At 74.2% G+C, this 24721-nt stretch carries 22 protein-coding genes; 13 read left to right on the forward strand and 9 right to left on the reverse strand.

Going from position 1 to position 24721, the window contains the following annotated elements:
- Window positions 1-136: 136 nt before the first annotated feature.
- The gene (locus UIS43_RS02030; RefSeq protein ID WP_013152702.1) at window positions 137-1045 is read left to right on the forward strand and encodes a LysR family transcriptional regulator; all 909 of its coding nucleotides are present in this window, start codon (window positions 137-139) and stop codon (window positions 1043-1045) included.
- 42 nt (window positions 1046-1087) lie between these two features.
- On the opposite strand, the gene UIS43_RS02035 is transcribed toward UIS43_RS02030, so the two are convergent.
- Window positions 1088-2254, reverse strand: a complete 1167-nt coding sequence (locus UIS43_RS02035; protein ID WP_370012267.1) for a sensor histidine kinase — start codon at window positions 2252-2254, stop codon at window positions 1088-1090.
- A gap of 320 nt (window positions 2255-2574) precedes the next feature.
- Between UIS43_RS02035 and UIS43_RS02040 the strand changes: the two genes are divergently transcribed.
- Window positions 2575-3837: a DUF418 domain-containing protein gene (locus UIS43_RS02040; RefSeq protein WP_370012269.1), complete on the forward strand. Its 1263-nt coding sequence runs from the start codon at window positions 2575-2577 to the stop codon at window positions 3835-3837.
- 219 nt (window positions 3838-4056) lie between these two features.
- The gene (locus tag UIS43_RS02045) at window positions 4057-5946 is read left to right on the forward strand and encodes an alpha/beta fold hydrolase (RefSeq protein ID WP_370012270.1); all 1890 of its coding nucleotides are present in this window, start codon (window positions 4057-4059) and stop codon (window positions 5944-5946) included.
- 213 nt (window positions 5947-6159) lie between these two features.
- On the opposite strand, the gene UIS43_RS02050 is transcribed toward UIS43_RS02045, so the two are convergent.
- Window positions 6160-6402 carry a PLD nuclease N-terminal domain-containing protein gene (locus UIS43_RS02050; RefSeq protein ID WP_013152706.1) on the reverse strand — a complete coding sequence of 81 codons (243 nt, stop codon included), beginning with the start codon at window positions 6400-6402 and terminating at the stop codon, window positions 6160-6162.
- Between the two features lie 513 nt (window positions 6403-6915).
- Here UIS43_RS02050 and UIS43_RS02055 point away from each other — a divergent pair.
- Window positions 6916-8160 carry an MFS transporter gene (locus UIS43_RS02055; protein WP_071621917.1) on the forward strand — a complete coding sequence of 415 codons (1245 nt, stop codon included), beginning with the start codon at window positions 6916-6918 and terminating at the stop codon, window positions 8158-8160.
- A gap of 121 nt (window positions 8161-8281) precedes the next feature.
- Entirely contained in the window at window positions 8282-8782 is a 501-nt protein-coding gene (locus UIS43_RS02060) for a TetR family transcriptional regulator (protein ID WP_081461778.1), read from the forward strand.
- Window positions 8783-8843: 61 nt separating this feature from the next.
- Here UIS43_RS02060 and UIS43_RS02065 read toward each other — a convergent pair whose 3' ends face one another.
- Complete coding sequence (locus tag UIS43_RS02065) at window positions 8844-10040, reverse strand: MFS transporter (protein ID WP_071621918.1); 1197 nt, start codon at window positions 10038-10040, stop codon at window positions 8844-8846.
- Between the two features lie 127 nt (window positions 10041-10167).
- Here UIS43_RS02065 and UIS43_RS02070 point away from each other — a divergent pair, with 127 nt between their 5' ends.
- Window positions 10168-11061, forward strand: a complete 894-nt coding sequence (locus tag UIS43_RS02070; RefSeq protein ID WP_013152710.1) for a LysR family transcriptional regulator — start codon at window positions 10168-10170, stop codon at window positions 11059-11061.
- A 136-nt stretch (window positions 11062-11197) separates the two neighbouring features.
- A complete protein-coding gene (locus UIS43_RS02075; RefSeq protein ID WP_117199183.1) occupies window positions 11198-11572 on the forward strand; it encodes a DUF427 domain-containing protein in 375 nt (124 codons plus the stop codon).
- Window positions 11573-11927: 355 nt separating this feature from the next.
- Here the strand turns inward: UIS43_RS02075 and UIS43_RS02080 are convergent, their stop codons facing one another.
- A complete protein-coding gene (locus UIS43_RS02080) occupies window positions 11928-12605 on the reverse strand; it encodes a hypothetical protein (protein WP_370012272.1) in 678 nt (225 codons plus the stop codon).
- 127 nt (window positions 12606-12732) lie between these two features.
- Here UIS43_RS02080 and UIS43_RS02085 point away from each other — a divergent pair, with 127 nt between their 5' ends.
- From UIS43_RS02085 to UIS43_RS02095, 3 genes are read left to right on the forward strand one after another with little or no spacing between them, the layout of a single operon-like run.
- The gene (locus UIS43_RS02085) at window positions 12733-13506 is read left to right on the forward strand and encodes a TetR/AcrR family transcriptional regulator (protein WP_071621921.1); all 774 of its coding nucleotides are present in this window, start codon (window positions 12733-12735) and stop codon (window positions 13504-13506) included.
- 9 nt (window positions 13507-13515) lie between these two features.
- On the forward strand, window positions 13516-14370 hold the full coding sequence (locus UIS43_RS02090) for an ABC transporter ATP-binding protein (protein ID WP_013152714.1): 855 nt from the start codon (window positions 13516-13518) through the stop codon (window positions 14368-14370).
- The gene (locus UIS43_RS02095; RefSeq protein WP_370012274.1) at window positions 14367-15914 is read left to right on the forward strand and encodes a hypothetical protein; all 1548 of its coding nucleotides are present in this window, start codon (window positions 14367-14369) and stop codon (window positions 15912-15914) included. Before UIS43_RS02090 ends, UIS43_RS02095 begins: the two co-directional genes overlap by 4 nt.
- Before the next feature lie 115 nt (window positions 15915-16029).
- Here the strand turns inward: UIS43_RS02095 and UIS43_RS02100 are convergent, their stop codons facing one another.
- The 5 genes from UIS43_RS02100 to UIS43_RS02120 form a co-directional block, all read right to left on the reverse strand.
- The gene (locus UIS43_RS02100) at window positions 16030-17664 is read right to left on the reverse strand and encodes an antibiotic ABC transporter (protein WP_370012275.1); all 1635 of its coding nucleotides are present in this window, start codon (window positions 17662-17664) and stop codon (window positions 16030-16032) included.
- Window positions 17661-18578 carry an ABC transporter ATP-binding protein gene (locus UIS43_RS02105; protein ID WP_013152717.1) on the reverse strand — a complete coding sequence of 306 codons (918 nt, stop codon included), beginning with the start codon at window positions 18576-18578 and terminating at the stop codon, window positions 17661-17663. The genes UIS43_RS02100 and UIS43_RS02105 overlap by 4 nt, the downstream gene beginning before the upstream one ends.
- Window positions 18575-19240 carry a TetR/AcrR family transcriptional regulator gene (locus UIS43_RS02110; RefSeq protein WP_013152718.1) on the reverse strand — a complete coding sequence of 222 codons (666 nt, stop codon included), beginning with the start codon at window positions 19238-19240 and terminating at the stop codon, window positions 18575-18577. Before UIS43_RS02110 ends, UIS43_RS02105 begins: the two co-directional genes overlap by 4 nt.
- A 482-nt stretch (window positions 19241-19722) precedes the next feature.
- Window positions 19723-20481: a dipeptidase PepE gene (gene pepE, locus UIS43_RS02115; RefSeq protein WP_013152719.1), complete on the reverse strand. Its 759-nt coding sequence runs from the start codon at window positions 20479-20481 to the stop codon at window positions 19723-19725.
- A 9-nt stretch (window positions 20482-20490) separates the two neighbouring features.
- The gene (locus UIS43_RS02120) at window positions 20491-21342 is read right to left on the reverse strand and encodes an IclR family transcriptional regulator (protein ID WP_370012278.1); all 852 of its coding nucleotides are present in this window, start codon (window positions 21340-21342) and stop codon (window positions 20491-20493) included.
- A gap of 216 nt (window positions 21343-21558) precedes the next feature.
- On the opposite strand from UIS43_RS02120, the gene UIS43_RS02125 reads away from it, so the two are divergent.
- From UIS43_RS02125 to UIS43_RS02135, 3 genes are read left to right on the forward strand one after another with little or no spacing between them, the layout of a single operon-like run.
- Complete coding sequence (locus UIS43_RS02125; protein WP_071621922.1) at window positions 21559-23208, forward strand: OPT/YSL family transporter; 1650 nt, start codon at window positions 21559-21561, stop codon at window positions 23206-23208.
- Window positions 23209-23222: 14 nt separating this feature from the next.
- Entirely contained in the window at window positions 23223-23930 is a 708-nt protein-coding gene (locus UIS43_RS02130) for an AroM family protein (RefSeq protein ID WP_013152722.1), read from the forward strand.
- On the forward strand, window positions 23927-24592 hold the full coding sequence (locus UIS43_RS02135) for an aspartate/glutamate racemase family protein (protein WP_013152723.1): 666 nt from the start codon (window positions 23927-23929) through the stop codon (window positions 24590-24592). Before UIS43_RS02130 ends, UIS43_RS02135 begins: the two co-directional genes overlap by 4 nt.
- Window positions 24593-24721: the final 129 nt, after the last annotated feature.

Genomic DNA, 24721 nt, shown 5'->3' on the forward strand with positions numbered 1-24721 from the left:
CCCACGGCGCCGTCGGTATCCGACCTGCCTGTGTCATGGGTCACCACTATCCAGGCGGGGCCTAGGATCTGTAAAACACATAGTTCCGAAGATCTCCTTCGGAAAAAGCGATAGCTCCGAAGGGAGGGCCGGACCGATGGGCGACGTGAGCCTGCGGCAGCTGGAGTACCTGAGGGCCATAGCCAGGCTCGGGTCGGTGACGGCGGCGGCGCGGGAGCTGTTCGTCTCGCAGTCGACGGTCTCGACGGCGTTGTCCGATCTGGAGGCCGCGCTGGGGGTCACCCTCTTCGTCCGCTCTCCGAAGGGGATGCGCCCCACCGCGTCGGGGCAGCGCGCCCTGGCCGTGGCCGACGACGTGCGGGCCAGCCTCGAACAGCTCCGGGAGACCGCCAGCCGGGAGAGGGAGGAGGTCGAGGGGGACCTCACCATCGGCTGCTACGCGACCATCGCGCCGATCCTGCTGCCGAGGGTCATCGCGGAGTTCTCGCGCCGGTATCCGCAGGTGCGGCTCTCGTTCGTCGAGGCCTCCCACGGAACCCTCCTGGACGACCTGCTCAACTCCCGCATCGACCTGGCGATCACCTACCACTACGAGCTGGCGAGCGTCCGCCCGGCGGTCGGCGTGGCCTCGCAGTGGCTGCGGTCCGATCCCCCCTACGCGCTCACCCCCGTGGACGGACCCCTGAGCGCGAAGGGGGAGCTGACCCTGGCGGACCTGGCGGTCGAGCCGCTGATCCTCTTCGACCTGCCGCCCGGCGGCGACTACTTCCTCGGCCTGTTCGACAGGGCGGGGCTGACGCCCAACGTGCGCTTTCGCACCACGAGCTTCGAGATGGTGCGCGCCCTGGTGGCCCGCGGCCTGGGCAACGCCCTGCTCACCCAGCGCACCGTGCTGGAGCGCAGCTACGAGGACCTGCCCTACGCGACCAGGGAACTCGACATCCGGTCCGAGGGGCTCGGGATCGAGGTCATGCGGCTCGCGGGGCGCAAGCCGGTGCGGCGGATGGAGGCCTTCGTCGACGTGTGCAGGGAGGTCGTGGTCTGATCCGCCTGGGCGCCGGGGGCAGGGCGGCCCGGGGCGGAGCGCTCACCCGCGCGCGGTGTTCTCCGGGCCCGGCACGGGGGCCAGGTGCGGGAACTCCGCGGCGGTCGTGAACCGGCCCTCGTCGTGTCGGACCGTCAGTTCGCCGCCGCTGTCGGCCACCCGTTCGCGCAGGGTGGCCAGCCCCCGCAGCCGGGTGGGCGGTTCCTCGGCGGCGCCGTCGTTGACGATGGTGATGCCGGTCTCGGTCAGGGTGATGCGCACCCGCCTGGCCTGGGCGTGGCGCAGGATGTTGGTGGTGGTCTCGCGCAGCACCTGGCCCAGCAGCTCGCCCGCGCCCGGGGCCACCTCGGCCTCGCGGTCCACGCGCACGTCGATCTCGGCGGCCTCGAAGAGGTTCTTGGCGTTCTCCAGCTCCGCGGACAGGTTCAGGCGACGTTGGGCGTGGGCCAGTTCGCGGGTCTGGGTGATGGTGTCGCCGACCAGGGCCTGGATCTCGCCCAGTTCCTCCTCGGCGCGGTCGGGGTCGGCGCGCACCAGTTTGCGGGCCAGCGCGGTCTTGAGTTTGACCACGTGCAGGGTGTGGCCCTGGATGTCGTGCAGGTCGCTGGCGAAGCGCATGCGCTCCTGGGCCACGGCCAGCTCGGCCTCCCGCTCACGCGCCGCCGCCAACTCCGCGATGAGGCCGTGCATCGCGTGGACGAGGATCGTGAGGACGACCCCTCCCAGGGCGACGCCCGCCGAGGCGACCACGTACTGGAGCAGGAAGTCGACCACGCCCTCGCGCGACACCACCAGTTTCGCCGTGAGCCCGGCCGCGGCGAAGGCGGCGATCCCCGCCGTCGCCGCCCGCTGGTGGCGCGGCAGGTCGAGGATGATGATGGTGGCCACGATGGCGAACCCGTAGGCGGGCATGGAGACGTCCACCAGGAGCATGCCGAACAGCCACAGGAGCGCGGTGACGACCAGGCCGGCGAGCGTGGCCCGGGAGAGGCGGCCCACGTGCCATCGGCTGACGACCAGCAGGGTCGCGGCCAGGCTCACGGCCATGAGGATCGCGTCCTGCCACGAGCTGGCGTTCACCGCCACCAGCAGCGCTCCGACGGCGGAGACCGCGCCGGTGATGAGGTCCACGTGGAGCTTGCGCAGCCGTCCCTGCGTCTCCTCGGTCTTCTCCGAAGTCACGCGTGTCCCTTCCAGGTTCGTGTCCACCGCGCACGGTCCTTCGCCTCGGCCCCTCCGCCGCCGGAGCGGCGGCGCCCGGGCCGCGGGGGCCGGGCGGAGCGCGGGTGCGCCGCCCTCCTCGGAAGCGGGAGGCCCGCGTCCGCGCGAGTGGGCGCCGGGTGCGCCCCCAGTATTCTTCCGGCTCCGCCGCGCGCACCAGTGACGCCGCGTCATGACCTGGACCCGACAAACGTCACGGCCGGGTGGTGACGTGGTCCCACTGCCGCCGGAGCGCGGCGACGGCTGCAATGGAGACAGTCCCCCGAACGCAGACCGATCGCCGCGAAGACCCTCTGGAGCCCGTCACCATGACGACCGACCGCGCCGAAGGCCCGCCCTCCGTCCCCGGAGACCCGCCCGCAGCCGCCGCCGACACCCGGGCCCCGGCGGGTTCGACGCCGGTGGCCGAACGGGCCCTGGCCCCGGACCTCGCCCGCGGCATGATGCTGCTGTTGATCGCGCTGGCCCACGTGCCGTGGTTCCTGTACCAGGCGCCCACCGGCCTGGCCATGCTGCACCCGGTCGGCGGCAACCTGGCGGACAGGGCCGCGCAGTTCATGACGATCGTCGTCGTGGACGCCCGCACGCACACGATGTTCGGCTTCCTCTTCGCCTACGGCATCGGGCAGATGTACCGCCGGCAGAGGGCGCGCGGCACCAGCGAGGGGGAGGCCCGCGGGCTCCTGCGCAGGCGCCACCTGTGGATGCTCGTCTTCGGCGCGGTCCACGCCGCCCTGCTGTGGCAGGGCGACATCCTGGGCACCTACGGCCTGATCGGCCTCATCATGGTGCCGCTGTTCCTCAACCGCAGCGACCGCACCCTCAAGATCTGGCTGTCCGTCCTGCTGGCCCTGGGCGCCCTGGTCACCGTCGTCTCGGCGGCCTCGGTCCTGCTGGCGCCGGACGCGGTGTCCACGGCCGCGGCGACCGACATGCAAAGGGCCAGTATCGCCGAGACGGGCTACCTGCTCTCCGCCGTGTTCCGCCTCCCGGCCTGGTTCTTCGGGCTCTTCTCCGGCCTGTTCACCCTGGCCCTGCCGACGGTGTTCCTGATCGGCCTGCTCGCGGCGCGGCACCGGTTCCTGGAGGACCCGGCGCGACACCTGACGCTGCTGCGCCGGGTCGCGGTCCTGGGCATCGCCGTGGGGTGGGCCGCCGGAGCGGTGCTGGGCCTCCAGCACGTGGGCGTCCTGGACGCCACCCACATCTCGGCGGTCGCCTCGGTGCACTTCTACACCGGGATCTTCACCGGGGTGGGCTACGCCGCGCTCTTCGGGCTCCTCGCGCACCGGCTCTCCGCCCGGGGGGCCCAGCGGTCCCTGCCGGTCCGGGCGCTGGTGTCCCTGGGGCGGCGCTCCCTGAGCGGCTACCTGGCCCAGTCGGTGGCCTTCGCCCCGTTCCTGGCCGCCTGGGGCCTGGGCCTGGGCGTGCACCTGTCCAGCTGGTCGGCGGTGCTGGTGGCCGTGGGCACCTGGCTGCTGACCGTCGCAGCGGCGTTCCGGCTCGACCGCGCGGGCAGGCGCGGACCGGCGGAGGTCCTGCTGCGGAGGCTGACCTACCGCAAGCCGTGACGCGGGGCCGTGGCGCGCTCCCGCGACGGGGCGGCGCCACCGCCCCGGCATGACTTTCCTCCGCTCCGGCTGATGATGCGGTGTCAGCGGTGGCACCGCGGAGCCGGAAGAACACCGAAAGACGGATTCCAGCCGACGCCGCGGAGCCGCGGACGGACGCGGGGGCACGGCCCTCCCGATCCGCGGCTCCCGTCACCGAACACCGACGAAAGGAACGACATGGCACTGCCCGCGAGGATCTCGGTCGAGGACTTCTTCGGTTCGCCGGAGCGCGCCGGTGCGACGATCTCGCCGGACGGCGCGCGGATCGCCTACCTGGCTCCGTGGAGGGACCGGCTCAACGTCTGGGTCCAGGACCTCACCCCGTCCGGGGACTTCGACGGCGAACCGCGCTGCGTGACCGCCGACGAGGTCCGCAGCGTGCAGAGCTACCAGTGGACCGAGGACCCGCGCTGGCTGCTCTACCTCCAGGACAGCGGCGGCGACGAGAACTGGCACCTGTTCCGGGTCGACCTGGAGGCCCCCGAGCCCACCGCCGTGGACCTGACCCCCTTCCCCGGCGCCCGGGTGGTGGGCTTCGAGCCCTCCCGGGGAAGGCCGGGGAGGATGACCGTCCTGCTCAACGCCCGCGACGCCGCCGAGTTCGACCTGCACGAACTCGACGTGGCCACCGGCGGGCTCACCATGCTGGCCCAGAGCCCCGGCGCCACGGGGACCTGGTTCCAGGGCCGCGAGGGGGAGCTGTTCACCAGCTCCCTCAACGCCGACGGCGACTTCGAGGTCTCCCGCCGCGACCCCGAAACGGGCGCCCTGCACCCGGTCCTGGTCCACGAGGGCGCCGACTACCCGGTGGGAGTCTTCCCCACCCAGGTCACCCCGGACGGGACCGGGATGTGGATCGGCTCCAGCAAGGGCACCGACCGCACCCGCCTGGTGCGAGCCGACCTGTCCACGGGTGAGGAGACCGAGGTGGACAGCCACCCGACCTTCGACATCGACATGCGCGCACAGGTCTTCCCCACCTTTCCCCCGCCGCTGATCCGGGACCGGCGGGGCGAGCTGTTGGGCGTGCGCTACACGGGTGAGCGCCAGGTCGTCCACGCCCTGGATCCGCACTTCGCCGAGGTGCTGGCGAACCTGGAGAAGCTGTCCGAGGGCGACCTGGCAGCGATCTCCTGTGACGACGGCGGGCGGCGGTGGGTCGTGGGCTTCACCCACGACCGGGACCCGGGTGTGACCTGGTTCTACGACCACTCCACCGGGGAGTCCCGGCTGCTGTTCCGCGCTCACCCGCACCTGGACCCCGACGCGATGGCCCCCATGCGGCCGGTCACCGTCACCGCGCGCGACGGGCTGGAACTGCCCTCCTACCTGACCCTGCCGGTGGGCGTGGAGCCCGAGAACCTGCCGATGGTGCTGATGGTGCACGGCGGTCCCTGGGCCCGCGACAACTGGGGGTTCAACGGTTCCGCGCAGCTGTGGGCCAACCGGGGCTACGCGGTGCTCCAGGTCAACTTCCGCGGCTCCAGCGGGTTCGGCAAGGCCCACATGAAGGCCGCCATCGGCGAGTTCGCCGGGAAGATGCACGACGACCTCATCGACGCCGTGGACTGGGCTGTGGAGCAGGGCTACGCCGACCCGGACCGGGTGGCGATCCTGGGCGGCTCCTACGGCGGCTACGCCGCGCTGGTCGGGGCGGCCTTCACCCCCGACCGCTTCGCCGCCGCCGTCGACGTCGTCGGCATCTCCGACCTGGCCAACTTCATGCGGACCCAGCCCGCGTTCGTGCGGCCCGCGCTGGTCAACAACTGGTACCGCTACGTCGGAGACCCGGCCGTCCCCGAGCAGGAGGCCGACATGCTGGCCCGCTCACCGATCAGCAGGGTGGACCGGATCGCCGCGCCGCTGATGGTCGTCCAGGGGGCCAACGACGCCCGCGTGGTCAAGGCCGAGTCCGACAACATCGTCGCGTCGGTGCGCGGGCGCGGCGTGGACGTGGAGTACCTGGTCTTCGACGACGAGGGGCACGCCATCGTCAACCCGGAGAACCTGATCACCATGTTCGGCGCCATCGACCGCTTCCTCGCCCGCCACCTCGGCGGACGGTGAACCCCTGACCGGGCCCGGCCGCGTCCGCCGTCCCGTCGGCGCCCGCGGGGGATGGCGACGAGGGTGCCGCACCGGGCGGGGGGTTCCGGCTCCAGGGCCGGGTGTCGGGGGAGCGGCCCCCGACCCGGCTCCGGGCCGGGCCCGCGATCGGCTGGGGACGCGGTCGGCGGGGGACGCGTGCGCGCCGCGCCCTCCGCGTCCCGGGAACCTTGATCAGTAGGGAACGCGGTTGCGCCCGACGAGGAACCACAGGACGGCCCCGATCAGGGGCGCGATACAGACGAAGATGAGCCAGACGACCTTCATCGCCCCGTCCACCCGCGACGTGAGGATGCTGAACACCGCCGCGATGATCAGCACGACCGCCACCAGGGACACCACCGCGACCCCGACCAGCAGCAGGATCGGGAGCACGGTGGTGAGGAGGCCCGAGTCGTTCAGCGCCAGGAGTGACATGTGGTTCCCTTTCGAGGTCCGGGGTCGGGCGTCGTGTCCCCTGACCGGCCGCGGTGGATCCGCGGACGGACGGGCTCCCGGCGGTCCGTCGGTGCGGGCCGGCCGGGCGCCCCCGCGGGGACGAACACCACGCTAGGTGCGTGACCCGGGGGGAGGCATCCCTCTGGAGAACCCACCGTGTCGTCTCCTAAGGCGGCACGCCCAGGAGAGCGGCGTCGCTTTGGTCGGTGCGCCGACCGACTTTCGTCGGTGCCCTCCGGGCGGGCGGTTCCCGGAGCGGGTCGGACCCCTGCGGCCCCCGTCCCCCTTGCGGCCCGGACGGACCGGCCGCCGCCCGGGACCGCGCCCGGCGCGGGGGCCGCCGCGTCGCGGCGGAAGATCAGGTGGCGTGCGTCACTTTGGCTTGCGCGCGGGCGGTGCCGGGTAGAAATTGGGACGGGCGTCCCAGTTTTTTGGGTTGGGGCGTTCCCGTCACGAACCCCCCACACACACACGCGGAAGGACCCCCGCGCCATGCCCAATCCGTACGCGCAGATCTTCGCGGTGCGTGGAGCCAAGGGCTTCACCGCCGCCGGGCTCATCGGGCGCATGCCCGTGGCCATGACCAACATCGGCATCATCACGATGCTCTCCACCACCCATGGCAGCTACGCCCTGGCGGGCGCGGTGGCCGCCGCCTTCACCCTGTCCATGGCGCTGATCACCCCGCAGGTCTCGCGTCTGGCCGACCGCCACGGACAGCGCCGCGTCCTGCCCCCCGCGGCCGCCGTCAGCGTCGCGTCCCTGCTCCTGATGCTGCTGTGCGTGCGGTTCGACGCGCCGTACTGGACGCTCTTCGCGTTCGCGGTCCCCGCCGGGACCATGCCGAACATGTCCGCGATGTCCCGCGCGCGCTGGACCGAGCTGCTGCGCGGCTCGCCCCGGCTGCACACCGCCTACTCCTTCGAGTCCGTGGCCGACGAACTCACCTTCATTACCGGCCCGGCGCTGTCGGTGGTGCTGAGCACCATGGCCTTCGCCCAGGCCGGTCCGCTGGCCGCGGCCGCCTTCCTGGCCCTGGGCGTCACCCTGTTCGTGGCCCAGCGCGGTACGGAGCCGCCGCTCCAGGCTCCCGAGGCGTCCGGGACCAAGGGCGCGGGCGCGCTCAGCGGCGCCCTCCTGGTCCTGGTGCTGACCCTGCTCGCGGGAGGCGTCATCGTCGGCTCGGTCGACGTGGTCGCGGTGGCCTTCGCCGAGTCGCTCGGCGTGACCAGCGCCACCGGCGTCGTGCTGTCGGCCTACGCGCTCGGGTCGGCGATCTCCGGGCTGACCTTCGGGGTGCTCGACCTGCCCTGGCGGCTCCACATGATGCTGATCGTGGCCGTGGCCGGGACGTTCGCGACCACCCTCCCCTTCCTGGCGGTCGGTAGCATCTGGACCCTGTCCGTGGCCGTGTTCTTCGCGGGGATCTTCTTCGCCCCCACGATGATCCTGGTGATGACGCTGATCGAGCGGACCGTACCGCCGTCCAAGCTGACGGAGGGCATGACCTGGGCCCTGACCGGCCTGACCATCGGTACCGCGATCGGCACCTTCTCCTCGGGGCTGGCGGTGGAGGAGAGCGGCACCACGGGCGGCTTCCTCGTCGCGGTCGCGGCCGGCGCCCTCGCCCTGGTCCTGACCCTGGTGTTCGCCCCCCTCCTGGCCCGGGCCCAGGCGAGGGCCGAGCGGGCGCAGGAGGAACAGGCCGCGGAGGAGGCGGCCGGTACCGCCGGGTGAGCGCTCCCGGGGGCCCGCGCCGACCTCCGCCCCGCGGCGCCACCCGACCCGAACCGGAGGAGAAGCGTTGAAGCAGTCGGACGGACGCCGCCTGAAGGGCGAGCAGCGCCGCCAGGCCCTGATCGAGGCCACCCTGCGCGTCATCGAACGCGACGGGGTCGCCGGGGTCAGCCACCGCACGGTCTCCCAGGAGGCGGGGGTGCCCACCTCCGCCACCACCTACTACTTCACCGGCCTGGGAGACCTGCTGACCGCGGCCCTGACCGGTGTGATGGACGAGGACTCCGAGCGGATGCGCCGCATGTCCTCGGGGGGCGACCGCCGACGCGACCTGGCCGAGCTGCTGTCCAAGGTCGCCTCCGACCCTGGCCGACTGCTGGCCGAGTACGAGCTGTTCCTGCTGGCCGCCCGCCAGCCCCACCTGCGTGAGGCCACGGACCGCTGGCTGGCCGCGGTCTCGGCCTTCGCGCGGTGCTACACCGACGACCCCGTACGGGTGCGGAACGTGGCGGCGGTCATCGACGGCATCCTCCTGCACACCCTGCTGAGCGACCACAAACCCGACGCCGACGAGTTCGAGGCCCTGCTGGAGGACGTCCTTCCGCGCGCGCCCCGGACCTGAGGCGGGCCGTCCGCAGAGCCCCCCTCCTCTGTGGTGCGGGGCGCGCCCCGGAAGGAGGGGCTCAGGCCGTCCGGGCGGGCGCGCGGCCCAGGAGGGCCGTGGTGAGCGCGCCCAGGGCCAGCGCGGCGGCCAGCCACAGGAGCGCGGTGCCGCCCGCGCCGTCCAGGACCGGGCCGCCCACCAGCGCGCCCAGCGCGATGCTGCCGTTGAACACGCCGACGAACAGCGACGAGACGGCCTCGCGCTCCTCGGGGGCCGCGCGCATCATCCAGGTCTGGGCGCTGACGGACACCCCGCCGTAGGCCAGACCCCACACGACCATGAGCACCCCCGCCCCCAGGACCGTGACGCCGATCCAGGGGAGGAGGAACACCGATCCGCCCAGGGCAGCGCTGAGCACCACGAGGGTGGCGCGCGGGGCCCGGACGGCGCGCGGGCCGGAGGCGAAGTTGCCGACGACACCGGCCAGGCCGTAGACCAGCAGCATCGTGCCGATCAGACCCGCGCTGACCCCCGCCGTCGTCTCCAGGACGGGGCGGACGTAGGTGTAGGCGGCGAAGTGGCCGGTCACCAGGAGCACCGCGAGGAGCAGGCCGGTGACCACCCTGGGGTTGCGCAGCAGGCCGGTCACGCCGCTCAGGCGGGCCGCCCGCTCGGAGGGCAGGCGCGGCAGCAGCACGACCATGGCGACCGCGACGGACAGGGCCAGCACCGCGAAGGCCGCGAAGGCGGCGCGCCAGTCGGTCAGGGCCCCGATGTAGGCGCCCACCGGCACGCCGAACACCGAGGCGACGGCGATCCCGCTGAAGACGGCGGCGGTCGCCGACCCCACCGACCGCTCGGGCACCAGCCGGGGCGCGAGCCCCGCCGCCAGCGCCCAGACACCGCCCATGCCCAGGCCGACGAGCACGCGTGCCGTGACCATGACCGCGAAGTTCGGCGCCCACGCCGACAGCAGGTTGGCGGCGGCGAGCAGGAGCATGAGAGCCACGAGGACGGCCTTGCGGTCGGCGCGGCCGACGAGGGTCGGGACGAAGGGCGCGGTGGCCGCCGCCACCAGGCCGGTGACGGTCAGGGTCAGCCCGGCGGTGCCCTCCGTGACCTCCAGGGAGGCGCCCATGGGGGTCAGCAGTCCGACGGGCAGCATTTCGGTGGTGACGACGGTGAAGGTGCCGAGGGTCACCGCGACGACGGCGGACCATCCCCGGACGGGGGAGGGCACGGGTGGAGAGGCCTGGGGAGACGAGGTCGTGGACATGCCCCGAGTCAAGTGCCCTCCCGGTCGCCGAACAACGGCGAATCCCTCATACTTCGATCAGCCGGGCTCATCGATCCCGGAGTCCGCGGCCGCGGCGCCCGGGCACCGACGCCGGAAGGGTACGGCCGTGGCGCGTGAGATCGACTTCCACGAGATCGAGTGCTTCCTGGTGCTGGCCGAGGAACTCCACTTCGGCCGTACCGGCGAACGCCTCCGCGTCTCCCAGAGCCGGGTCAGCCAGCTGATCCGCTCGCTGGAGGGCCGGGTCGGCGCGCGCCTGGTGGAGCGCACCAGCCGCCGCGTCCGGCTGAGCGAGTTCGGCGCGGACTTCCTGGAGTCCCTGCGCCCGTCCTACGGTGCGCTGGTCAGCGTGTTCGAGGACGCCCGCTCCCGGGCGCGCTCCACGGTCGAACGGGTGCGGATCGGATTCCAGGGGGCCGTCTACGAGCCGCTGGCGCGGGCGCTCACCGTGTTCGAGCGGCGCAACCCCCCGGTCGCGGTCGACCTGGTGGAGATCCCGCTGGCCGACCCCTTCGGCGCCGTGCGGGAGGGCGGGGTGGACGCGGCCGTGGTCCTGACCCCCGTGCGGGAACCCGACCTGACCCTGGGCCTGACCTTCTCCCGGCAGCCGCAGACCCTGGCCCTGTCCAGCTCCCACCCGTTCGCCGGGCGGGAGGAGATCGGCGCGGAGGAGCTGGCCCGTGTGCGGCTGGTCCCGCTGGCCGGACGGGCGCCCGCGTACTGGCGGCAGGTCAACTCGCCCCGGGTGACCCCGGGCGGGGCGCGCATCCCCCAGGAGGGAGGGGCGGTCACGCTCCAGGAGGGGTTGTCGCTGGTCGCGGCGGGCCGGGGCGCCCTGCTGGTGTGCGGAGCCGCCGCCGAGTACAACCGCCGGCCGGACGTGACCTACGTGCCGGTCACCGGCCTGGCCGCGTCGGAGCTGGCGCTGGTCTGGCGGACCGCGGCACGGGGGTCGCGGCTGACGGCCTTCGCCGCCGTGCTGGCCGAGACGGTCGCCTGACCCCGGGGACGGACGATCGCCCGGCCCGGGGACGGACGCCTTCGCGGTGTCCGGGTTCCCCGGGGCAGGGGCGTGTCGCCGACCCGCGGGCCCCCTCGGGAGCGGAGTAGCCTCGGCGGGGAGAGGGAGGACCACCATGACAGGACAGGGCAGGACACCCGGACCCGACCACCCGATCACCGTCGAACCCACGGGTGCGCGCGTCGTCGCACGGGTCGGGGACCGGGTCGTCGCCGACACCGAGGACGCGCTGACCCTGCGGGAGTCCGTCTACCCGCCGGTTCAGTACGTTCCGCTCGCCGACGTGGACTCCGCGGTGCTGCGGCCGAGCGCGACCACCACACACTGCCCCTACAAGGGCACCGCGACCTACCGCACGCTCGCGGTCGGGGAGGGTGAGGAGCTGGTCGACGCGGTGTGGGCGTACGAGGAGCCCTACCCGGCGGTCGCGGAGATCGCCGGGTACGTCGCCTTCCAGCCGGACGGGGTCCGGGTCACCGTCGATTCCTGAGAGGTGGCACGGCGGGCGGCGCTCACTGGAGGCCGTCTTCGCTTCGGTGACCGTGCGGTGCGAGAGCTGGTCCGGGGACCCGCGCCTGTCCGCCGGATGAGCCGCACGCCGGTGCCGCCGTGCCCCGTGCGGCAGCTGTGGCACCCGGTGTGGTCACCGTGTCGTACCGGTCGCGGCGGGCTCCGGTCCGGCGCTCCGGACCGGAGCCCACCGGGTCATCGCGCGTGCGCGTCGCCGTGCTCGCGTGGAGCGGGGGTGCCCGGGTCGGCCCCGGAGCGCTCGGCGTCGCGACCTTGGCGGCTGCCGCGTGGCGCGGGTGTTCAGGGGTGCCGCGTCCAGGTTCCCCCGGGCGCCGTCAACAGCCGTGTTCGTCGGGCGAGGGGCGGAGCCGCCGCCCCTCGGGGGTGAAGGTGAAGGCCGCGCGGAACGGGCCGCCGCCGAAGCGCACGGCGAGCAGGACCGGCTCGGGGCGCGCGGGAGGCCAGGAGGGCGCGGCGCCGGGTTCGGTGCCGTTCCAGAGGTGGAAGAACACCACGGGCTGACGCCGGTCCTCGGTGAGGTAGCCCAGCGTCTTGCCGGAGAAGGGGCCGCCTCCGCCGAAGAGCACCGACGGGGGACCGAACTCGGCGACCACCCCCGTCCACAGGCGGTCGGTCTCCGCCCAGCGGCGGACGCGGCCCCTGAGCGCGTCGTAGGCCCGGGCGTCCAGGACGCGGTCGGGTTCCAGCCAGCCGCGCCGGTGCGCGAACTCGGCGTGGACGGAGGCCATGCCGTGCTCGTAGTCGCCGCCCGGGACAAGCCGCCGGAAGGCTCCGGTGACCCCGGTGGGGGACCAGGCCCCGCGTTCCTCCAGAAGCCGCTGGTGCTCGGCCTCCGCCCGCGGTTCACGCTCCATGAACAGCAGGTGGTCCACCAGCATGCGCAGGGTGGTCTCGCCTCCGTACATCCCGGGCCGCCGCAGGGCCAGGTTCAACTGGCCGACGAGGTGGGAGTGCATGTCCTCGGACGCCACGAGTGTTCTGGATGTGCCCATGCGCGCATTCTTCCCGCTGAGCCGCTCCGGTGCCTCCACGGGCTCCGGGCTCCAGCGGAAGGGATTGACGAACTTGTGTTAGCGAGTATCACTTCTTGTGTCGGAACCGGTCGGGGGAGGGGCGGACATGGACCAGCGCACGCGCCGCAGGCAGCGCAACAGGGCCGCCATCCAGGAGGCCGCCCTGCGCCTGTTCGAGCGGCAGGGCTACGAGGCGACCACGGTCGTCCAGATCGCCCGTGAGGCGGGCGTCTCGCACATGACGTTCTTCCGCTGCTTCCCCTCCAAGGAGGACGTGGTCCTGCGGGACGAGTACGACCCGATGCTGGAGGAGCTGGTCCGCGAGCAGCCCGACACGCTCCCGGCCGTCGAGCGGATCCATCGGGCCACCCTGGTCGGACTCGGCCGGGTCTACGAGGACAACCGGGAGGCGCTGCTGGCCCGGGCCCGCCTCCTACTGTCCATCCCGGCCCTGCGCTCGCGTATCGGCGAGAACCTGGCCTCGGCGAGCACCGCCTTCGAGCGCGGTCTGGCCCCCGCCCGGGGTGGGGCCTTCGACCCGAATCCGCCTGGAAGTGGAGCCTCTGGTCCGGATTCGCCTGCAAGCGAGGTCCCCGCTCCGGATCCGCGTGGAAGCGACGCCCCCGCTCCGGATCCGTCTGGAAGCGAAACCCCCGGCCTGGCTCCGCCCGGAACCGAGGACCCCGCACCCGTCCTGGCTCCGCCCGGGACCGAACCCCCCGACCTGGAGACCAGGGCCGTCGCCGCCGCCTGTTCGGCGGCGCTGTCCGAGGCCGTCGTCGCCTGGGTCGACTCGGACGGGCAGGACGAACTGCCCGCGCTCGTCGACCGGGTCTTCCTCGCCCTGCGCGCCGCCCCACCCTCCCACCACCGATCCTGAGGACCCCCCATGACCGACCAGGTCATCACCGTCGAGGACCTCCTGGTCCGCTACCCGAACGCCGACCGGCCCGCGGTCGCGGGGATGAGCTTCTCCGTGGCCCGCGGCGAGGTCTTCGGCTTCCTCGGCCCCAGCGGCGCCGGGAAGTCCACCACCCAGAGGGTGCTCACCCGGCTGCTGCGCCGTTACGAGGGCGAGGTGCGCGTCCTCGGCCGTCCCCTGCGCGACCGGGGCGCGGACTACTTCGAGCGCGTGGGTGTGGGCTTCGAGCTCCCGGCCGGGTTCGGCAAGCTCACCGCCCGCGAGAACCTCGCCGCCTTCGCCTCCCTCTACCGCGGACCCGTCGAGGACCCCGGCGAACTCCTGGCCCGGGTGGACCTGGCGGACGCGGCCGACCGCAGGGTCGACGACCTGTCCAAGGGCATGCGCATGCGGCTCAACCTGGCCCGGGCGCTGGTCAACAGACCCGAACTCCTCTTCCTGGACGAGCCCACCTCGGGCCAGGACCCGGTGCGCTCCGCCCTGCTGCGGGAGGTCGTCCGGGAGGCGGCGGACCGGGGGTGCACGGTCTTCCTCACCACGCACGACATGGCCACCGCCGACCTGCTGTGCGACCGGGTCGCCTTCGTGGCCGGGGGACGGATCGTCGCCGTGGACACACCGCGCGGCTTCAAGCTCCGCCACGGCCGTCCCGGACTCGTGGTCCGGGTCCGGGGGCAGGCCCCCCGGGAGATGCCGATGGAGGCCCTGACCGGGGACGCCGAACTCCTGGAGCTGCTGAGGCGGGGCGAGGTGGAGACGCTGCACACCCGTGAGGCCTCGCTGGACGAGGTCTTCGCGACGGTCACCCGGGAGAGGCTGTGAACCGCCTGCTCGCGGCTACCGCACTGGAGTCGCGGGTCGGGCTGCGCTACGGCGTCGTACCCGTGGCCGCCGCCCTCGGCGCCGTGTGGACCCTGGTCCTGCTCGCGGTCCCCGCCGAGGCGGCCGGGACGGTGGCGTCCTACCTGCTCTTCCTCGACACGGCGGGCTTCGGCGCGCTCTTCGCCGCGGCCCTGCTGCTCTTCGAACGCACCGAGGGAACGCGTTCGGCGCTGACGGTGACCCCGCTGCGCGCGGGGGAGGGGGTGGCGGCCCGGCTCGCGGTGCTCACCGCGCTGACGCTGCTCATCGCCGTGCCGATGCTCGCGGCGGCGCTGCGGGGCCGGTTCGCCGACCTCGCGCAGGCCCTGCCGCCGGTCCTGGGCGGGGTGGCGCTCACCTGTCTGCTGCTGCTCACCGTGTGCCTGGCGGTGGGCGCCCGCTCCCGGGACCTGTCGGGCTTCCTCCTGGCGGCCCCGCTCACCGTCGCGCCGCTGGTCCTGGTCCCCCTCGTACACGTCAGCGGAATCCTGGAGCACCCGCTCCTGTACGCGGTGCCGACCACCGCGGGCGCCGACCTCATCCGCCTGGGGGCCGCGCCCGGCTCCCCCGACGCGGCCCCAGCGGCCCTGGTCGCGGGCACCGTCTACGCCGTGGCGTGGGCGGCGACCGGGGTGGTCGCCGCCTCCCGCGCGGTCGGGCGCGGAGCGGCTCCCGCTCCCCGGAGGCACGCGAACGGCAGGGGCGCGGGCGGGCCCGCCCGGCCGGTCACCGGGCCTGTCCACCCGCGCCCCGGGCGCGGCGGCCTCCCGGTGATCGTGCGCTTCGCCCGCGTCGACCTCTTCGGCACCGGGCGCGACCCCCTGCTGCCGCTCATGCTCGGCGCCCCGGTCCTGCTGGCGCTGGTCATCCGCTTCGCCTTCCCGGCGGCCTCGGAGTTCGTCCTCGGCTCCTACGGGTTCGACCTCGCGCCGCACACCCCCGTGGTCCTGGCGGCGCTGGTCCTGCTGCACGTGCCCATGATGTTCGGGGTGGTCGGCGGCCTGCGCGCCGTCGAGGACTCCGACGAGAACGTCCTGCTGGTGCTGCGCGCCTCGCCGGTGTCCGTGCCCGCCTACCTCGGCTACCGGACGGTCCTGGTCACCGTCCTGTCCCTGGCCGGGCTCGCCGCGGCCCTGCCCCTGAGCGGGCTCATGACCTCAGGGTGGACCGCGCCGGTCGCGGTCGCCCTCGTGCTCGCTGCTCTCCAGGCGCCGCTGCTGACGGCGTCGATGACCGCGCTGTCGGCCAACAAGGTGGAGGCCCTGGTCGTGGTCAAGGGGATCGGCGCGCTCCTGGTCCTGACCCCCGTGGCGGCCTGGGTCCTACCCGCGCCCTGGAACCTCCTGCTGCTGCCGCTCCCGCCGTCCTGGCCCGCCCTGGCCCTGCCCGGTTACGACGCCGGACCGCTGGGGCCCTGGCTGTGCCTGGCGGGCGGGGTCCTGGTCTCGGCCGCCGCGCTGGCGCTCCTGCTGCGGCGCACCGTGCGGCGGATCGAGGGCGCGTAGGCCGACGCGCGGGGGAGGCGTCCCCGGCCCCGCGGTGAGGCCGCGGACCGGGGCCACCGGGACCTCCCGTGGCGCAGGGAAGCCCCGGAGGCGGACGAGCGGTCACCCGTGGCGTTCAGGCGGGCAGGTCGCGGCGGCGCAGCGCCCACAGCCCGACGGCCGTGAGCACCGCGGCCAGTGCCGCCAGCAGCGGGTAGGAGGCCCAGGTCCCCCGGTAGTACGGGTTGACGTGGGCGAAGGGCGAGACCAGCGTGAACACCGCGTCCGGCACCAGGTTCACCTTGACGGCGATCTCGGTCAGTACCCCGAGGGCCAGGAACCCCCAGCCCACCGCAGCGCACGCGCGCGGAACCGTCCCGTAGGCCAGGAGGGTGACGGCCACGACCACCCACACCGCCGGGGCCAGGGACAACGTCAGCGCGGTGAAGCGCCCGACGTCGAACCAGACCCGCTCACCGCCCAGACCCGCGCCCAGGCCCACCGCGACGCCCAGGGCGGCCAGCAGGACCACGGGGGCGGTGAAGGCCGCCGCGGCGTGCGCCAGAGCCCAGGCCGTCCGTCCGGTCGGCCCCGCGAGCAGCAGCTCCCCCGTTCCCGCGTTCTCCTCGGCGCGCACGCGCAGGGCCGTGAGCACGGCGTGGGCCGCCACGGGGAACACGAAGGCGAAGACGACGTAGACGAAGAAGGTGTCGGCGGGCTCCACACCGAGTTCGGCGGCCATCGCGCGCACCCACGGCATGTCGGCGTACTCGGCCATGGCCTGCGCACCGGTGCGGCCCATCGCCAGTCCCATGACCGCGAGGGCGGCCGCCCACACCAGCACGGAGCCGCGGTGCAGCCGCCACACCAGGGCGGGCACCGACCGCAGCCACCGGGCAGCCCGCACGGGACCGCCCCGCCGGGAGAACAGGGCGAAGCCCAGGTCGCGCCGTTCCGCCAGGGCGAAAGCGGCCCCGACGGTCAGCGCGATCCAGGCCAGGACCGGGAGCAGGGCCCACCACCGCTCGTCGGCGAAGGGGCGCACGTTCTCCAGCCACCCGTTGGGCACCGCCCACGTCAGCCACAGGGCGCCCCCGCCCGCCGCGGCGCCCGTGCCGCGCACCATGTGCATGACGTAGAACGCGCCCAGAGCCAGCCCCGCCGCGGCCCCCGGGCGGGCGGTGCACTGCACCGAGACGGCGGCCAGGCCCGCGCCCACCCCCGCCGCGGCGGCGGTGACCAGGGCCAGCGCCACCGAACCCGCCACGGGCAGCCCCAGGGCGAGCAGGCCCGCCGCGATGACGGCCGCCAGTACGGCCGCCGAGCCCAGCGCTACGGTCAGCGCGCCCGCCAGGCCCGCGTGTCGGCCCAGCGGCGCTCCCCCGAGCAGTTCGCTCCGGCCCGAGGCCTCCTCGGTACGGGTGCCGCGCACCACCAGCAGCACCGCGCCCAGGGCGGCGCACATGGTGGCGGCGGCGAACGCCTGTTGGGCCACCAGGGCCTCGGCGCTCGCGGCGAAGGCCCGGCTCTGGAAGAGGGCGAACATGGGCACGCTCTGGAGCTGCTCCCACCGCTCCTGGCGCGCTTCGGGGGTGGGGTAGGTGGCGTCGGCCGAGACCGCGCCCCCCAACGCGATGCCGACCGTGACGGCCAGCCACACGGTGACCAGGACCCGGTCGCGGCGCAGGGACAGCCGCACCAGGTGCCGCGTTCCGGCCGGTAGCGGGCGGAAGGCCGTGCGGGCGGACCGTGCGGCGATGGGCGCGCTCATCGGACCCGCTCCGGGTGTTCACCGCCGCGGTCTGCCGCGGTGTAGTGACGCAGGAACAGCTCCTCCAGAGTGGGCGGCCGCACGGTCAGGTCGCGCACCCCCAGCCCGGCCAGGCGCGCGCACAGCGGTTCCAGGGCCGACGGCTCGGCGTGCAGGCGTACGCGTGTGCCCTCCACCGCCAGGTCGTGCACACCGGGCAGGGCGGCGAGCCCGCCGGGGGACCCGGTGAGTTCGGCGGTCACGGACAGCCGGGACAGGTGGCGCAGCTCGGCCATGGTCCCGCTCTCCACCGTGCGTCCGGCCCGGATGATGCTGACCCGGTCGCAGAGCGCCTCCACCTCGGACAGGATGTGGCTGGAGAGCAGAACGGTGCGTCCCCGGGCTTTCTCCTCGGCGACGGTGTGGCGGAAGGCCTCCTCCATGAGCGGGTCCAGGCCCGACGTGGGCTCGTCCAGGACCAGGAGTTCGGTGTCGGCGGCCAGCGCGGCCACCAGCGCCACCTTCTGCCGGTTGCCCTTGGAGTAGGCGCGGCCCCGGGTGCGCAGGTCCAGCGCGAAGCGGTCCACGAGCGCGGCGCGGCGCCGCGGGTCGGCCCCGCCGCGCACGCGGCCGAGCAGGTCCAGGATCTCCCCGCCGGAGAGCCCCGGCCACAGGGCGACGTCGCCCGGGACGTAGGCCAGTCGGCGGTGCAGGGCGGCGGCGTCCCGCCAGGGGTCGCCGCCGAGCAGGCGCGCGGTACCGGAGTCGGCCCGGGCCAGGCCGAGCAGGACGCGGATCGCCGTCGTCTTGCCCGCGCCGTTGGGACCGAGGAAACCGTGCACCTCCCCGCTTCGTACGCGCAGGTCCAGTCCGTCCAGGGCCCTGGTGGACCCGAAGTGTTTGGTCAGGCCCGCGACCTGGATCGCGTCCGTCATGGTTCTTCTCCCGGGGGGTCGGGGTCGGGGTGGGGGAGGGCGTCGGTGATCCGCCGCCCCTGCTCGCCGGCGAAGAAGTCGGCCATCGCGGTGTAGACCCCGGCCATGGCCGCTCCGACGCGCGGAGCGTGGGCGGGATCGAGCGAGTCGGCCGCCATGCGGCGGGACAGGTGGGCGTGCAGGACCAGCGTGCCCAGGTGCATGGCGCCCATGACCGCGGCGGTGTCCCGTGTGACCCGCGCTCCCGGCGGATAGCGGTCGGGCCAGCGCTCGCTGAGGAAGCGCTCGGCGAAGTCGGCGCCGGTGTCGAAGAACTCCGAGGCCGAGGCGGACCCCTCCACCAGTGCGCGGGCGAGGTAACGGGTGCTGGTGTGGCTGGCCTGGTACATCGCCGCCCCGAACCCGGGGGCGGACGCCTCCTCGCCCAGACCGCTGCGGGCCTGTTCGAGCAGGGTGCCGATGGCGTACGCGTCGCAGGCCGCGCGCAGGCCCTCCTTGGAGCCGAAGTGGTGGCGGATCAGGCCGGTGGACACCCCCGCCTCGGCGGCGATGGTCTGGACTGTCGCGCCCTTGATCCCGTGGTCGGCGAAGACCGCCAGGGCGGCGTCGCGGATGCGCGCCCGTCCGGTGAGGTCCTCGTTGGGCGGTGGTGCGGAGCTCATGCGACTAGACTACATGTTCGTGTAGCGAACTACACGTTCGTGTAGCACTTTTTGCCCAGGGTCGACCGGTCGACGTGAAGGCGGGTGACTCCCGTGCTCGGTGGGGCGGCGGTGCTTCCTGACCGGACCGGTCATGCGCGGGACGGGGCCGGACCCGGGCCGAGGGGACTTCTGGCCGGACGACCGCGTGCGGGGCGGCGAGGGGCCGGGCCTGGAAGGGCGAGGGGTGTGCACGGGACGGTGGAGACCAGGACCGAGGCGGCGAGGGGCGGTCCCGGGCCGCTGGGGCCGCACGCGGGACGGCGGTCTGCGGCGCGGTCACCAACGGCGCGCTGAAGGGCGGTGTGGGCCGCGCGGGGCGGCGAGGGGCGGCGAGGGGCCGGGGGTGGGGCGCAGGGGACGGCATCGCCGTCTCCCCGTCCCGGCCCGCCGGACACGGCGCGGGGCCCCGCGCCCCTTCCCGGGGCCCCGCGCCGCGGACCCTAGACCGGCTGGTCGAAGCGGGGCGTGCGCGCGAACAGGTCGGTCACCTCGCCCGACACCTCGAAGGGGGCCGTGCCGCGGCGGAAGACGATCGCCGGGCCCGGCGCGTCCGGCTGCACCGCGGCGCCGCCCACGGTCGCGCGGACCACGTCCGACCCCGCGCCCCGCACGCGCAGGTGCGTCCCCTCGCGCAGGCCGAGGACGTCCACGTCGTTGGCCTCCAGGAACTCCGTCAGTCGGGTCTCACGGGTCTCGCCCTGGTGCGTGGACCGGGGGTCGGCGTCCAGGTAGTGCGGGTTGATCTGGAACGGGACGAACCCCAGCGCGGTGAAGGACGGCGGCTCCACGATGGGCATGTCGTTGGTGGTGCGCAGCGTGGGGGCGGTGATGTTGGTGCCCGCGCTCGCCCCCATGTAGGGCAGCCCGGCCAGGACGCGGTCGCGCAGGTCGTCCAGGAGCCCGGTGCGCTGGAGGGCGGCCACGAGGCGGAACGTGTTGCCCCCGCCCACGAAGACGGCCTGCGCCTCGTCCAGGACCCGCGCGGCCCCGGCGTCCGCCGGGACCCCCGTCACGCGGATTCCGCGCGCCGCGAAGGCCTCGGCCACCCGCGCGGTGTAGGCGCCGTGGTCGCCCCCCGCGAACGGCACGAACGCGACCGCGTCGCGGCCGTCGAGGAAGGCCTCCACCTCCTCCCACGCGTGGTCGAGGTAGCCCCGGCCGTGGTTGGTCGAGTTGGAGAAGAGCAGCAGCTCGGGCATGGTCCCCCTTCAGGGAGCGGTCGGGCGCGGGGAGGGGCGGGAGCCGTGCCCCCGCCTCCAGTTGCGCGTGGGCGGTGCCGGGCGGCGGTTGGACAGCAGCCCGGTGAGACCGTCGGCCGCGGCGCGCAGCGGCGCCAGGTGGTCGAGCAGGTCGTCGTCGTGGTCGGAGTGCTTGTTCTCCACCAGCGTCACGGAGCCGACCGGGCGCTTGCCGCCGAACACGGGGACGGCCAGCGCGCGGGACGCGGCGTCGTACTCGCCCTGGGAGAGCGCGTAGCCCTGCTCGACGGCCTCGTCGAAGAGCTCCTCGACCTGCTGTTCGTCGAAGGGCGTGAGGTCGGAGAAGCGGGCGGAGGGGCGCCCCGCCAGCAGGGCCCTGCGCTCCGCCGGGTCCAGGAAGGCGAAGTAGGCCCGGGAGGTGGCCCCGGCGTGGGCGGGGTAGAGCTCGTCGAGGAAGGGGTGGGAGCGGCGCGGGCCCTCCGAGCCGCCGACCGCGGCGATGCAGCGCACGTGCGCGCCGTCGGGGACGCAGAACAGGCAGGTGCGGCCGCTGGAGCGGGCCAGATCGGCGAGCAGGGGTTCGGCCAGGACGGAGAGGCCGCCCGAGCGCTCCCACAGCCCGGCCATGCGCCACATGGCGGGGCCCATGCTGTAGCGGCGCGTGTTGGGGTCGGCGCGCAGGAACCCCTTGCCCGCCAGGGAGGCCAGGAGGCGCTGGGCGGTCGACTTCGACAGGCCGAACTCGTCGGCGAGTTCGAGGACGCCCCAGCTCGTGCGGTACTCGTCGAAGCTGAGGAGGACGTCGAGCGCCCGGTCGACCGTCTGGAGCGGGCCGGTGCGTTCCGTGGAACCGGTGGACATGGAAGCCCACCCTACGTCCCGCGGAGGGACCGGCACCCCCGGCTTCGGGGATCGAAATGTGATCTTAACTCCCACATAGTGGGAAACCTTTGCCCCGGCGGGTGAACGGGAGGCAGCCTGGGCGTGACGGGCCAGGACGCGGCAGCCGCGCACCGCAGGCCTTTGACCAGCGACACTCCGTCCTCGACGGACGTGAGCCATCCCTGAAGGACACACATGGAACCGTCGGCACCTGGTTCGTCCACCGAACCGCAGACCCCGGGAAGCGCCCGCCACCCGCGCGCGTTCGAACCCGTCGTCGTCATCGTCACCGTCCTGGTGAGCCTCCTCGGGGCGGTGATCGGCATCCACATGATCACGACGCTCGGGGTCTCGCCCAACACCAGCGTCATCGGCGCGGTCGTGGCCATGCTCATCGGCCGGATCGGGTTCCTGGGGCTGCGCTCGATGCGCAACACCAACCGGCAGAACCTCATCCAGTCCTCGATCTCCGGCGCGACCTTCGCCTCGGCGAACTCCCTGCTCACCCCGATCGCCATCCCGTTCCTCTTCGGCCGCCCCGACCTGGTGTGGCCGATGCTGCTGGGCGCGTCCCTGGGCCTGCTCATCGACGTGTTCGTGCTCTACAAGGCGTTCGGCTCCCGGTTCCTGCCCGCCGACGCGGCCTGGCCGCCCGGGGTGGCGGCGGCCGAGACCATCAAGGCCGGTGACCGGGGCGGACGCCAGGCGGCCATCCTGGTGGGCGGCGGCGCGGTCGGGCTCGGCGCCTCCTTCCTGGGCATGCCGATGTCGGCGGCGGGCATCGCCATGATCGGCAACGTCTGGGCCCTGCTCATGTTCGCCGTGGGCCTGCTCGTCGCCCAGTACTCCCCGGCGGTCATCGGGATCGACCTCAACTCGATCTACGTGCCGCACGGCGTCATGATCGGCGCGGGCGTGGTCGCGCTGGCGCAGATCGTGGTCATCCTCGCCGGCCGCCAGAGCCGCAGGGAGAGGGAGCGCGAGGCCGCCCGCGACCGCGCCGCCCAGGACGACCCGTCCCTGGCCTACACCGTGGACCGCGCCACCCTGGGCCGGGCCCTGGGCTCGGGCTACGTGCTGTTCGCCCTCGGCGCCCTCGTGCTCGCGGTCACCGGCGGGATCTGGGCGGACATGAGCTGGCTGGGCATCCTCGGATTCGTCCTGTTCGCCGCCGTGGCCGCCCTGGTCCACGAACTCATCGTCGGCCTGGCCGCCATGCACGCGGGCTGGTTCCCCGCCTTCGCGGTCACCCTCATCTTCCTCATCCTCGGCCTGGCGCTGGGCATCCCCGGGGTGCCGCTGGCCCTGCTCGTGGGCTACTGCGCGGCCACCGGCCCCGCCTTCGCGGACATGGGCTACGACTTCAAGGCCGGGTGGGTGCTGCGCCGCGACCGCCGCCCCTACACCGCCTTCGAGCTCGACGGACGCCGCCAGCAGCTCATCTCCTCCATGATCGGGTTCGCCGTCGCCATCGGCATGGTCGCGCTGCTCTGGCAGGGCCTGTTCGAGGACGGCGCCGTGCCGCCCACCTCGATCGTCTACGCCGACACCATCAAGGCCGGGCTGAGCGACCCCTCCGTCCTGCTCCAGCTCGCCCTGTGGGCCGTGCCCGGCGCGATCGTGCAGCTCCTGGGCGGCCCCCGGCGCCAGATGGGCGTCCTGCTCGCCACCGGCCTGCTCGTGGCCACGCCCAACGCCGGATGGCTCGTCCTGGCCGGGCTGGCGATCCGCCTGGTGTGGGAGCGCCGCCGCGGCGAGAAGGGCGAGCAGGAGATCGCCCTGGTCGGCGCCGGGCTCATCGCCGGGGACTCCGTCCACTCCGTCGGCACCGTCTTCAGCCGCTGAACCCGGGAGGAACCATGACACGACTCGGAGTCGTCACCATCGGCCAGGCGCCGCGCACGGACCTGACCCCGGAGATCACCGCCCTGGTGCCCGAGGCCACCGTGGTCGAGCGGGGCGTCCTGGACGGCCTCACCCGCGACCAGATCGAGGCGCGGCCGGTCGCCCCCGACGACCACGCCCTCACCACCCGCCTCGCCGACGGCACCTCCGTCGTCCTGGGCGAGTCCCTGGTCATGGAGCGCCTGCCGGGACTGCTCGCCGACCTGGAACGCGAGGTGGACGCGGTGCTGCTCGCCTGCACCGGCGCCTTCCCGGAGCTGGAGCACACCAAGCCGCTCTTCGTGCCCGACCGGATGATCGCCTTCGGGGCCGCGGCCCTGCTCGGCGACACCGGGCGCCTGGGCGTCGTGTGCCCCCTGCCCGAGCAGAGGCGCGACACCGAGGCCAAGTTCGGCCGCCGCCTGCCCGCCGGGGCCCGGGTGCTCACCGACGTGTGCTCCCCCTACACCGGCACCCCCGACGGCCTCGCCGCCGCCGCACGGCGTCTGGCCGACGCCGGAGCCGACCTCCTGGCCCTGGACTGCGTCGGCTACACCGAGGAGATGCGCGCCCGCGCGGCCGCGGCCTCGGGCCTGCCGGTGGTCCTGGCCCGGTCGGTGTGCGTGCGCCTGGCCTCGGAGGTCCTGGACTCGCTCGGCGCGCGGACGGGGGCGGCGGCATGAGGATCGGCGTCATCCGGGTGGTCACCACCGACGACCGGGAGCAGCTCGACGCGCACGGCCGCGTCATCCGCGAGGAGCTCGGCGTGGACACCGTCTCGCGGTGCCTGCCCGACCAGCCCGACGGCGTGCACGACGACGCCACCTTCGCGCTCGCCTCGGCCAAGGTCGCCGACCTGGCCGCGCGCATGGAACGCGAGGACGGCGTGGACGCGCTGCTCGTCAGCTGCGCCGCCGACCCGGGCCTGGCCCTCGCCCGCGCCGCGGTCGGCGTTCCCGTCGTCGGCGCGGGGGAGGCCGCGGCCCGCCGGGCCCTGGAACTGGGCTCGAAGGTCGGCGTCCTGGACCTGACCACCCGCACCCCGGACTCGGTCACCTCCGTGCTCGGACCCGCCCTCGTCGCCGCGCTCGTGCCCGAGGGCGTGCGCCGGACCCACGACCTGCGCACCGACGCGGGCCTGGCCGCCTCGGTCCGGGCCGCCGAACGCCTGGTCGCCATGGGCGCGGACACCCTGATGTTCGCCTGCACCGGCATGACCACCATCGGCCTGGCCGCCCGCCTCACCGACCGGGTCGGCGTCCCCGTCGTGGACGCCGTCCGCGCCGGGGCGCGCGCCGCCGTGCGTGCGGCCGAAGGCGCGGCGGAGGGCCCGGCCCGGGGCTGAGCCCGAAACCGCGACAACACGGCAACGCGCCAACGCGACAAGCCGTGTCGCCCGCGCGCACAGGCCGCGCGGCGACCACCCGAACGACCGCCCCGGCCGGGGCGCCGACCGCGGTGCCCGGCCGGACCG

Source organism: Nocardiopsis sp. LDBS0036, from assembly GCF_041228755.1.
Classification (GTDB): domain Bacteria; phylum Actinomycetota; class Actinomycetes; order Streptosporangiales; family Streptosporangiaceae; genus Nocardiopsis; species Nocardiopsis dassonvillei.

Bases quoted from the DNA above. Each gene is read 5' to 3' on its own strand.
- UIS43_RS02040 (WP_370012269.1), top strand. From the start codon at position 2,575: ATGACGACCGACCGCGCCGAAGGCCCGCCCTCCGTCCCCGGAGACCCG.
- UIS43_RS02030 (WP_013152702.1), top strand. From the start codon at position 137: ATGGGCGACGTGAGCCTGCGGCAGCTGGAGTACCTGAGGGCCATAGCC.
- UIS43_RS02080 (WP_370012272.1), bottom strand. From the start codon at position 12,605: ATGGGCACATCCAGAACACTCGTGGCGTCCGAGGACATGCACTCCCAC.
- UIS43_RS02050 (WP_013152706.1), bottom strand. From the start codon at position 6,402: ATGTCACTCCTGGCGCTGAACGACTCGGGCCTCCTCACCACCGTGCTC.
- UIS43_RS02120 (WP_370012278.1), bottom strand. From the start codon at position 21,342: ATGTCCACCGGTTCCACGGAACGCACCGGCCCGCTCCAGACGGTCGAC.
- UIS43_RS02125 (WP_071621922.1), top strand. From the start codon at position 21,559: ATGGAACCGTCGGCACCTGGTTCGTCCACCGAACCGCAGACCCCGGGA.
- UIS43_RS02105 (WP_013152717.1), bottom strand. From the start codon at position 18,578: ATGACGGACGCGATCCAGGTCGCGGGCCTGACCAAACACTTCGGGTCC.
- UIS43_RS02055 (WP_071621917.1), top strand. From the start codon at position 6,916: ATGCCCAATCCGTACGCGCAGATCTTCGCGGTGCGTGGAGCCAAGGGC.
- UIS43_RS02065 (WP_071621918.1), bottom strand. From the start codon at position 10,040: ATGTCCACGACCTCGTCTCCCCAGGCCTCTCCACCCGTGCCCTCCCCC.
- UIS43_RS02130 (WP_013152722.1), top strand. From the start codon at position 23,223: ATGACACGACTCGGAGTCGTCACCATCGGCCAGGCGCCGCGCACGGAC.
- pepE (WP_013152719.1), bottom strand. From the start codon at position 20,481: ATGCCCGAGCTGCTGCTCTTCTCCAACTCGACCAACCACGGCCGGGGC.
- UIS43_RS02090 (WP_013152714.1), top strand. From the start codon at position 13,516: ATGACCGACCAGGTCATCACCGTCGAGGACCTCCTGGTCCGCTACCCG.
- UIS43_RS02045 (WP_370012270.1), top strand. From the start codon at position 4,057: ATGGCACTGCCCGCGAGGATCTCGGTCGAGGACTTCTTCGGTTCGCCG.
- UIS43_RS02135 (WP_013152723.1), top strand. From the start codon at position 23,927: ATGAGGATCGGCGTCATCCGGGTGGTCACCACCGACGACCGGGAGCAG.
- UIS43_RS02100 (WP_370012275.1), bottom strand. From the start codon at position 17,664: ATGAGCGCGCCCATCGCCGCACGGTCCGCCCGCACGGCCTTCCGCCCG.
- UIS43_RS02085 (WP_071621921.1), top strand. From the start codon at position 12,733: ATGGACCAGCGCACGCGCCGCAGGCAGCGCAACAGGGCCGCCATCCAG.
- UIS43_RS02075 (WP_117199183.1), top strand. From the start codon at position 11,198: ATGACAGGACAGGGCAGGACACCCGGACCCGACCACCCGATCACCGTC.
- UIS43_RS02110 (WP_013152718.1), bottom strand. From the start codon at position 19,240: ATGAGCTCCGCACCACCGCCCAACGAGGACCTCACCGGACGGGCGCGC.